The sequence below is a fragment of the Paenibacillus sp. FSL W7-1332 genome, from assembly GCF_037969785.1.
Lineage (GTDB): Bacteria > Bacillota > Bacilli > Paenibacillales > Paenibacillaceae > Paenibacillus_AQ.
On record NZ_CP150209.1, the window covers coordinates 6,371,970 to 6,380,000 of the forward strand.

An 8,031-nucleotide genomic window follows, 5' to 3' on the forward strand; every position below is an offset into this window, starting at 1 on the left:
CGCGGATTTATACCTCGCTTTTTAAATAGCTCCTTCATCGGGCTGTATGTAGAGATTCCTTCTTCCCTGTCAATAAATAAAAAAAGCTCCCGATCCGGGAGTCTTTAAGCCTGCCTTTCATTGTTATATGGATATGTTTATAACTTACGCATCGCATCATGGATCTGCTTTCGTACCACGCTCAACATCTCAGCATCTTAGATATGTTTATGTCACGACCATCGCATAAAAAAGAGCCGGCATTCTTTACTCAGCCAGCCCATTTTTATAAGCGTAGATGGCAGCCTGGGTTCGATCCTCTACCCCCAGCTTGCCTAATATATTCGTTACGTGAAACTTCACGGTTTTGATGCCTATAATCAAATCATCAGCAATATCCTGATTCGACTTGCCCTGCGCCACCAGTCGCAGCACTTCCATTTCCCGGTCCGTAAGGTCGTTATGCGCCGGAGCTTCATTTTGCGGATGCCGGAATCGATTCATCATCTTGGAGGCAACCTGCGACTCCAGCACCGACTGCCCGCGTGCGGCTGCACGTATAGCATCAGCTACTTCAGAAGCACGGGATGTCTTCAATAAATAACTGAACGCACCTGCTTCAATAACCGGATACATCTTCTCATCGTCCAGATAGCTGGTCAGTACAATGACCTTAAGATTAGGAAACTGATTCATCAATTGGCGCGTCGTCTCGATTCCATCCATTCCGTCCATCACCAAATCCATCAGCACCACATCAGGATGATATTCCTGCGCTAAGCGTATCCCTTCCTCGCCGCTGCCCGCTTCACCAACCACCTCGATGCCGTCCTCTGTACCAAGCACAGCCGCTAAACCGATCCGGACCATCTCATGATCATCCACCAGCAGCACTTTAATCGGCGTTTCCATCTACATCCCCCCGTTTGCGTTCTTCGTTTATGAGTGGCACAACGATCTCAATTCGAGTCCCTTTACCCGGTGCTGTTATAAATTGTACCGAGCCCCCGATCTCCGTCACCCGTTCCTGCATCGTCGATAGGCCGTAGGAAGTCTGTTTCTTGTCATCCAATTCAAATCCGATCCCATCGTCCCGCAGCATCACCCGAACGGTGTTCTGCCTGCGGTGAATACGAATATCCATTTTCTCCGCTTTCGAGTGTCTGAGGGTGTTCGACATGGCCTCCTGGATAATCCGGAACAGATGATTTTCGATCCCTTTGAGCAAATGTATGTCATCGTCCATTTCAAACGTAATTTCCATAGGTACTTTGATTCGCAATTCCTTAATCAGTTCACGCAGCCCCTGCTCAAGTGCCTTTCCTTCGAGATAAACCGGCCGCAGATGAAGAAGAAGCGCCCTCATCTCGGACTGGGCTACAGCCGACATTTCCTCGATCAGAGCCACCTGGCGCTGCGCTTTGTCAAAATCCTTATCCAGCGTCCTGCCCACAGCGGTTGCCGTCATCGAGATGGCAAACAGCTGCTGAGAAACCGCATCATGGAGCTCGCGCGCCAGACGCTGCCTCTCTTCCACAATCGCCGTAACCCTGGCCTGCTCGGCAAGCTGGGCATTGTTCGTAGATAACCGCTGCAAGGAAGACACCTGATCCTCCCAGCGTTTGCTGATCTTCACCAGCTGTTCTCCAAGCCGGCCCACTTCGTCTTCGCCGATGTCCGGCATGACGTCCGTAAGGCTGCCTTTTTCCCAGTTCACCAGCGTTTCCCTCACAAGATCGACCCGTCGTTTTACCCGGTATCCCTGGAAGAAGCCATAGATCGCACCCAGCCCGATCGGCAGCAATACGATGGTAATGCCGGCTTCGATCCGGTTCTTCCACGTCTCAAGCGGTTGAAGATAACCATATGTATATAATAAATATAGGACAACGAGCATGACAACCAATCCCAGAAGGGTCCCCTCACGCATACTTCGGGTAATCATATTTGCTTTCTTTTCCGTTTCCACGGGGCAACCCTCCTGAATGGTTTACACAAAACTTACGTTTATTATGTCATTCTTATATTCAAATCTCCGCCCAAATAAGAAACAATAAATTTCACTTTATATTCACTGGTCTCATAATTGGGTGATTTATACCGCACGCGGTTTAATATGCCGGTTTCCTTCCGGTCGTCCATATGAATGGAGCCAAACAGGATGGATGCTTCGATCTCCACCCCATAGTAGTCCGGAATCATCAGATCAATATCCCCCAGCATCCCATGGAACATCAGGACCGTTTGGCGTTCCTCCGGAAGGGCCAGGGACAGATCCACATCCGCCTCTCCCAGCACATGCCACACACTCAGACTGCGCATCACCCACGGAGCCCGGTCCCAATCAAAGTTGGACATAAAGTTCTGCTTCTGAATGTATTTCGTCGTGGTATGAGCTCGTTTGGACTTGCCATAAAAAATACCTAGCGATATCAAGCTGATGCCGATAATCAACATGAGATGCTCCAGCAGCAGCAGTACGGCACCTACTCCGAGCAGAATGTATCCCTTCTTCACATGTCCATGCCTGATCTGAAGGACACCTGCAAACATGAGTAACAGGGCGACAATGGTGAAGAAACCAAACCATCGGCCGAAAAGCAAAATAAAACCCAAGCTGATTAAACCAACTGCTATCCAGCGGTTTCTGTCCATGTCGCACCTCCTTGATGGCCAAGATATAAGCTCGGAAAAGCCATATCAGTGAGACGTTCCCCACTGTATGGCTTTGCCTGTACTATACGACAATCTCATTCGTATAGCATATCATATGAACATGGTGTTCGAATACGGTTTAATACTATTTTGCTGACTTGCTAAGGAATTACTCGGACTTCGAAGAATTCCCCATTTTGTTTTTCAAAGCTTGCAGCTGCTCATCCACCTTCAATTGCTTCTCAGCGTCCACCGGGCTTGTGTATACTGCGTTGTTAGGACGGTATGGGGCGCGAAGCACATCAGCTTCTGCTTCCATTTGCATGATTTTCTCCTCCATGCGATGGAAGCCCATCGAAGCACTGCCGCTTTCGATCGTGTGCAAGCTGCTCACTTGAGACATTTGCTTCTTCGCTTTAGCCATTTGAGCGCGGGCTACAAGCTCATTGCGCTTGTTGCGCATTTTGTAGAACTCGTCTTTCATTTCATGCAGCTGAGCTACAAGCTCTTTTGCTTGAGTCTCGGATTGCAGGTGCAATTCCACGTACTCGGTTTCTTTTTGATCGAAATAGATTTTTTCTTCCAGCAGCTTGCGAGCCACTTCTTCTTGACCATTCTTCAGAGCCAATTCAGCTTGAGCTTCACGTTGTGCCGCCATCTTCACAGCCTCATCGACGCGCTGCTTCATACGACGCTCATTAGCCATTTGCTTCGCAACCGTTACCTCTGCCTCATGAATTTCTGCCTCCATGTCGCGCAGGTACTGGTTCAACATTACGATCGGATCCTCTACTTTATCCAGCAGTTCATTCACCGATGCTTTCGTCATATCCTTAATTCTTTTAAATACTCCCATGTTATTTATCTCCCTTCTCATAGTTCGAAAGTTTTTTCTTCAATTCTTCGATTTCTTTTTGCATTGCTTTTCTTTCAATATCCTTCATCATCGCATCCAGATCGGAATCCGTTGACGCGTTGTTTCTTGTACCATTGGGACGGTCATATTTGGGACCAAAGCTACTATGCTCATTAGGATAGCCTTGACGTCCATAAGAATCATTATAGCTGTTGTAGCCTGGTCCAGGGCCCGGATGATCGTTGTAACGGTATCCGCCGCCATGTCTGCCCTGTGGACCATACGGATCGTGATAATACGGCTCCTTAGGTACTACAAGGGATGCAATCAGATAGATCAACAGCGTTGTACCGCCTGTGAAAAAGATACTGACTACAAATATGATTCTAAGTAGGGTAGATTCGACTCCGAAATGATCGGATATACCGCCGATCAACCCTGTGAACATTTTGTCTCGGGTGGAACGGTACAATCTAGTCATGGTTACTCCTTTCCGCTGTTATTCAGCTTTTGCTTCAGGCGGGCAAGTTCTTTTTCTAATACAGTGGAGACCGATTCACCAGCCTGTTCCATGTATTCCTGCCCCATGCGGCGTAAATCGCGAAGACTTCTGGCTTCCAGTTCCCAGTCGCTGATACGGTCTTCGAGGCGATTGAACATCTTCGGTACGTCATGACCGCCGCCGTAGGAGCCCGTACGTTCATTCATTTTCTGCTGAAGACGAAGGGTTTCCACTCGGGCAACATAATATTGACGCTTGCTGTATACCGTCTGATATTCCATCCGCAGCTCACCGAGCTGCTCCTCGATTTCTTTTAGCGACTCCAGGCTTGAGGACAACAGGCCTTGATACTGCTCGATCTTTTCCTCATAGATCAGTTTTTCCTGCAATGCCAGCTTGGCAAGATGTTCTTCGCCGGCCTTCAGTGCAAGCAGTGCCTGCTCTTCGCGTTTATATCGCATGGATTCGGCTTGATCCACCTGCTGCTTCAGCTGTCTGGAATGTACTTGGCATTGCTGCTGCAGCTTCTCAGCCTCAGCAATGTCCTGTCTGGTTGAATGTAGGAACTGGTCGATCAATCGAACCGGATCCTGGCTCTGCTCGAGCTTTTCATTCAATGTTGCTACGGTTATGTCTCTTATCCGCCGGAAAACACTCATATTGGCTTAGCCCTCCTCATCTATCATGATCTGTTGTTCATGCATGTTATTTAATGTAGTGGTTTTTATCAATAACGGGGTCTACCATTCTTCAATCGAGACAACCCGTAGATGATCAAGATAATTCCAAAGATCGGACCGATCAGCCAAGACAGTTTACCCATCAACCAGATCACACCGATACCGAGAATAACCCATCCCATCAAGGTGTTACCTCTCCGGATCCCGTAGTATCCCAAAGCGACCATCAGGATTGGAATTAGAAGACTGAACAACCACCCAAGCAGAGGACCGAATACTCCAAGGAGAACCAAGATCCCTACACCAATCAACAGGATACTCATTCCATTTCCTTTTGAATTTCTCATTTATACACCGCCTTTCTGTTGTTTGATCGTTGTTTCTTTTGTTCAACCTTATGACTCTATTCTAGGTAATTTTGAGTTTCGCTAAAACGGCCTGGGGACGGTTTTTGAACCTAGACCTAAGGCGGGGCCTTCTACAGACCTACGTCCAACCCTGCACTGGATCGATTAATCGAAGGGTTTGCTTGTATAGATGAATCCGGCTGGATCATCTTTGTTTTACCTATAAAGAACGTGGTTTCTAATGATAGTTTAGTTTAAGGAGTGTAGCTTGAAGAAGATCTGAAGGTGATAGAAAAGCCCCCTGTAAAGGTAACTGGAGAGATAGCATGCAGAATGGAGTCTAATATTTAAATCACGAAGTAGCAATCGATGTAGATGCAACGAAAAAAGGAATGCAGACGTTTATCGTCTACATTCCTTTTTGATGATGCCGGTGAAGGGACTCGAACCCCCACGGTTTCCCTCACGATTTTGAGTCGCGCGCGTCTGCCAATTCCGCCACACCGGCTTACATTATGGCGTGCCCTAAGAGATTCGAACTCCTGACCTTTTGATTCGTAGTCAAACGCTCTATCCAGCTGAGCTAAGGGCACATAAGTTTGTAATGGAGGCGCCACCCAGATTCGAACTGGGGATAAAGCTTTTGCAGAGCTGTGCCTTACCACTTGGCTATGGCGCCAGAAATAAAAATGGAGCGGACGACGGGAATCGAACCCGCGACCCTCGCCTTGGCAAGGCGATGCTCTACCGCTGAGCCACGTCCGCAAACATAAAAATCAATGGCTGGGGATATAGGATTCGAACCTATGCATGACGGAGTCAAAGTCCGTTGCCTTACCGCTTGGCTAATCCCCAATATGATTTTGTAATATGGGGCGATCGAGGGGAATTGAACCCCCGAGTGCCGGAGCCACAATCCGGTGCGTTAACCACTTCGCCACGACCGCCATACTGAAACACTGTGATACGATTGGCAGGGGCAGCAGGAATTGAACCCACACTAACGGTTTTGGAGACCGCTGTTCTACCTTTAAACTATGCCCCTAAAAACTGGTGGAGGATGATGGATTCGAACCACCGAACTCGAAGAGAGCAGATTTACAGTCTGCCGTGTTTAGCCACTTCACTAATCCTCCAGAATGGTGCCGGCGAGAGGACTTGAACCCCCAACCTACTGATTACAAGTCAGTTGCTCTACCAATTGAGCTACACCGGCATATAAAGTTATAAAACGTACATGGTGGCTCGGGACGGAATCGAACCGCCGACACGAGGATTTTCAGTCCTCTGCTCTACCGACTGAGCTACCGAGCCTTAAAGCTCTTCGCGAACTTTGACGGAACCCATATCGGATACTCATCTCATCCCAAAGTTGTAAATAATGGCGGAACTGACGGGATTCGAACCCGCGATCTCCTGCGTGACAGGCAGGCATGTTAGGCCTCTACACCACAGTTCCACGAGGCATTATCGCTATCGCGATATAAATTGGTTGCGGGGGCAGGATTTGAACCTACGACCTTCGGGTTATGAGCCCGACGAGCTACCGAACTGCTCCACCCCGCGTCATTAAAAGGGTTGATTGTATGGGGTCCCCGAAAAGTAATCGGAATTACCTACGAAGCATGCGCTTCACTTTTTGGGGATAAATCATGGTGGAGGCTGAGGGGATCGAACCCCCGACCCTCTGCTTGTAAGGCAGATGCTCTCCCAGCTGAGCTAAGCCTCCGTAACAAAGCGACTTTTATCATATCAAAATCTGATATAAGAAGCAAGTGTTTTTTTAAGAAAGTGGTGACCCGTAGGGGATACTCTCACTTCGTTCGAGACTGCGAAGTCTTTGCTTACGAAGTTATTCTCCGACGAACCGACGGGATTCTCATCCCCTGATGCAATTAAGAAAGTGGTGACCCGTAGGGGATTCGAACCCCTGTTACCTCCGTGAAAGGGAGGTGTCTTAACCCCTTGACCAACGGGCCTTGCTTAAAATAATAGTGGCGGAGAGAGAGGGATTCGAACCCTCGAGACGCTTTTGGCGCCTACACGATTTCCAATCGTGCTCCTTCGGCCAACTCGGACACCTCTCCATAAATGGCTCCCCGAACAGGACTCGAACCTGTGACAACTCGATTAACAGTCGAGTGCTCTACCAACTGAGCTATCAGGGAACAATATTCAATTCAAGTGATTGATCACCTGAAAACTAGATACGAAACGATCTTTGCGTTGATTAGAATCCGTAGCATTCACCCGATGTGGTATCGGGGTCCCCGGAAAGTATTCGGTGTCAGCTTCAAAGCTTCACTTCACTTTTTGGGGTGATTTGGATAAGCCCTCGACCGATTAGTATTGGTCAGCTCCATGCATTGCTGCACTTCCACCTCCAACCTATCTACCTCGTCGTCTTCAAGGGGTCTTACTAATTGGGAAATCTCATCTTGAGGGGGGCTTCACGCTTAGATGCTTTCAGCGCTTATCCCGTCCGTACGTAGCTACCCAGCCATGCTCCTGGCGGAACAACTGGTGCACCAGCGGTACGTCCATCCCGGTCCTCTCGTACTAAGGACAGCTCCTCTCAAATTTCCTACGCCCACGACAGATAGGGACCGAACTGTCTCACGACGTTCTGAACCCAGCTCGCGTACCGCTTTAATGGGCGAACAGCCCAACCCTTGGGACCTACTTCAGCCCCAGGATGCGATGAGCCGACATCGAGGTGCCAAACCTCCCCGTCGATGTGGACTCTTGGGGGAGATAAGCCTGTTATCCCCAGGGTAGCTTTTATCCGTTGAGCGATGGCCCTTCCATGCGGTACCACCGGATCACTAAGCCCGACTTTCGTCCCTGCTCGACTTGTAGGTCTCGCAGTCAAGCTCCCTTATGCCTTTGCACTCTTCGAATGATTTCCAACCATTCTGAGGGAACCTTGGGGCGCCTCCGTTACTCTTTAGGAGGCGACCGCCCCAGTCAAACTGCCCGCCTGACACTGTCCCCGTACCGGATCACGGTACC

At 48.9% G+C, this 8,031-nt stretch carries 7 protein-coding genes, 16 tRNA genes and 1 rRNA gene (1 of these 24 cut by a window edge); all 24 read right to left on the reverse strand.

Annotation, left to right across the window (positions count from 1 at the left end; all coding sequences use genetic code 11):
• Nucleotides 1-246: 246 nt before the first annotated feature.
• Nucleotides 247-891 (reverse strand): response regulator transcription factor, encoded by a 645-nt coding sequence (locus MKX98_RS28965; RefSeq protein ID WP_006212655.1) that lies wholly within the window; start codon nucleotides 889-891, stop codon nucleotides 247-249.
• Nucleotides 875-1,948: a sensor histidine kinase gene (locus tag MKX98_RS28970; RefSeq protein ID WP_339219850.1), complete on the reverse strand. Its 1,074-nt coding sequence runs from the start codon at nucleotides 1,946-1,948 to the stop codon at nucleotides 875-877. The genes MKX98_RS28965 and MKX98_RS28970 overlap by 17 nt, the downstream gene beginning before the upstream one ends.
• Nucleotides 1,949-1,989: 41 nt before the next feature.
• Nucleotides 1,990-2,634: a cell wall-active antibiotics response protein LiaF gene (gene liaF, locus MKX98_RS28975; protein WP_194544568.1), complete on the reverse strand. Its 645-nt coding sequence runs from the start codon at nucleotides 2,632-2,634 to the stop codon at nucleotides 1,990-1,992.
• A 169-nt stretch (nucleotides 2,635-2,803) separates the two neighbouring features.
• Nucleotides 2,804-3,490 (reverse strand): PspA/IM30 family protein, encoded by a 687-nt coding sequence (locus MKX98_RS28980; RefSeq protein WP_071222351.1) that lies wholly within the window; start codon nucleotides 3,488-3,490, stop codon nucleotides 2,804-2,806.
• Between the two features lies 1 nt (nucleotide 3,491).
• A complete protein-coding gene (locus MKX98_RS28985; protein ID WP_071222350.1) occupies nucleotides 3,492-3,971 on the reverse strand; it encodes a PspC domain-containing protein in 480 nt (159 codons plus the stop codon).
• Between the two features lie 2 nt (nucleotides 3,972-3,973).
• On the reverse strand, nucleotides 3,974-4,651 hold the full coding sequence (locus tag MKX98_RS28990; protein ID WP_071222349.1) for a PspA/IM30 family protein: 678 nt from the start codon (nucleotides 4,649-4,651) through the stop codon (nucleotides 3,974-3,976).
• Nucleotides 4,652-4,719: 68 nt separating this feature from the next.
• Entirely contained in the window at nucleotides 4,720-5,019 is a 300-nt protein-coding gene (locus MKX98_RS28995; RefSeq protein ID WP_071222348.1) for a hypothetical protein, read from the reverse strand.
• A 428-nt stretch (nucleotides 5,020-5,447) separates the two neighbouring features.
• Nucleotides 5,448-5,527, reverse strand: a tRNA-Leu gene (locus tag MKX98_RS29000).
• Nucleotides 5,528-5,535: 8 nt separating this feature from the next.
• Nucleotides 5,536-5,612: transfer RNA gene (locus tag MKX98_RS29005), tRNA-Arg, on the reverse strand.
• Nucleotides 5,613-5,624: 12 nt separating this feature from the next.
• Nucleotides 5,625-5,698 (reverse strand) — tRNA-Cys (locus MKX98_RS29010).
• Between the two features lie 11 nt (nucleotides 5,699-5,709).
• Nucleotides 5,710-5,784 (reverse strand) — tRNA-Gly (locus MKX98_RS29015).
• Between the two features lie 15 nt (nucleotides 5,785-5,799).
• Nucleotides 5,800-5,874, reverse strand: a tRNA-Gln gene (locus MKX98_RS29020).
• Nucleotides 5,875-5,890: 16 nt separating this feature from the next.
• A tRNA-His gene (locus MKX98_RS29025) sits at nucleotides 5,891-5,966 on the reverse strand.
• Between the two features lie 24 nt (nucleotides 5,967-5,990).
• Nucleotides 5,991-6,064: transfer RNA gene (locus MKX98_RS29030), tRNA-Trp, on the reverse strand.
• 6 nt (nucleotides 6,065-6,070) lie between these two features.
• Nucleotides 6,071-6,155 (reverse strand) — tRNA-Tyr (locus MKX98_RS29035).
• 4 nt (nucleotides 6,156-6,159) lie between these two features.
• Nucleotides 6,160-6,235, reverse strand: a tRNA-Thr gene (locus MKX98_RS29040).
• 22 nt (nucleotides 6,236-6,257) lie between these two features.
• A tRNA-Phe gene (locus tag MKX98_RS29045) sits at nucleotides 6,258-6,333 on the reverse strand.
• A gap of 68 nt (nucleotides 6,334-6,401) precedes the next feature.
• A tRNA-Asp gene (locus tag MKX98_RS29050) sits at nucleotides 6,402-6,478 on the reverse strand.
• Nucleotides 6,479-6,508: 30 nt separating this feature from the next.
• Nucleotides 6,509-6,585 (reverse strand) — tRNA-Met (locus tag MKX98_RS29055).
• 87 nt (nucleotides 6,586-6,672) lie between these two features.
• Nucleotides 6,673-6,748 (reverse strand) — tRNA-Val (locus MKX98_RS29060).
• A gap of 175 nt (nucleotides 6,749-6,923) precedes the next feature.
• A tRNA-Glu gene (locus MKX98_RS29065) sits at nucleotides 6,924-6,998 on the reverse strand.
• Between the two features lie 16 nt (nucleotides 6,999-7,014).
• Nucleotides 7,015-7,106: transfer RNA gene (locus tag MKX98_RS29070), tRNA-Ser, on the reverse strand.
• A 5-nt stretch (nucleotides 7,107-7,111) separates the two neighbouring features.
• Nucleotides 7,112-7,187, reverse strand: a tRNA-Asn gene (locus MKX98_RS29075).
• Nucleotides 7,188-7,342: 155 nt separating this feature from the next.
• Nucleotides 7,343-8,031, reverse strand: a 23S ribosomal RNA gene (locus MKX98_RS29080); it runs 2,240 nt beyond the window's last position.